The sequence below is a fragment of the Candidatus Nitrosarchaeum limnium BG20 genome, from assembly GCF_000241145.1.
GTDB lineage: Archaea > Thermoproteota > Nitrososphaeria > Nitrososphaerales > Nitrosopumilaceae > Nitrosarchaeum > Nitrosarchaeum limnae.
Genome location: NZ_AHJG01000313.1, coordinates 1 through 805 on the forward strand (window position 1 = coordinate 1; position 805 = coordinate 805).

Here is an 805-nt window from a genome sequence, read left to right on the forward strand (position 1 = left end):
AGTTACATTAAACTCATTTTCCAAGTGATCGCCCGTACCTTGATTAGATTTGAATATCAAGTGGCCTGCTAACTTTTCATCTGTTTTCAATATCTTGGTTGCATGAAGTAGCGTATCTATATTTTCACCACGTATTCCATAAAAAACAGGATCAGGTCCATGCGGAGTAATCAATACTCGATTTTTTTTGTTATCAAAACTGTTAAAGGTATTAGGCTGTGTTTTTTCTTGCATTGTTTTTACACTTGTAGCAGAAAGTTTTCTATCTTTTCCAAATTTGGAGTTTTTTCTGTAACTTAATAATTCCAATGTGTGATCTTTAAAATCATAACCTATTGCACCGATTGCACCTACAAGACCTTGACCGTTTCCTTTGTAAAAAAATTCAATGTTGTTTTTTCTTGCAAATTTTTTTGCTTGATTTCTATTAATTAATTGCCATAATGCTAATTTGCTAAATTTTGTAAAGTGTTTTGGAATTTCATTCTCATAAAATACAAGTCCAGGATTTGCACCATTATTTATATCAGAATATTTTTTTACAAGATGTTTGATTTTTCCTTTGATTTTTGATGGATTTTTTGTCCTGATTTTCATAGAAACAGCTCCATTTCCTCTTGTTTTCCAAGGAATGTTAGGGTTGAATCTGACAAGTTTTGGAAAATCAAGAAATTCAGTTTCTTGTTTTTTTAATACATCAACAATTTTGTAAGCAAGAAAAGTTGTGCACATTCCTTTTGGTGAATCAGTATCATCAAAACCAATATTCAATATGTGTGAATCAGTCATAAACAAATTATAGGAA

Annotated in this window: 1 protein-coding gene; it reads right to left on the reverse strand. The window is 30.3% G+C overall.

Features of this window, described 5'->3' with window-relative positions:
• On the reverse strand, window positions 1–789 hold a 789-nt coding region (locus BG20_RS10955; protein WP_010195372.1), incomplete at its 3' end, for a TiaS agmantine-binding domain-containing protein.
• Between the last annotated feature and the right edge of the window lie 16 nt (window positions 790–805).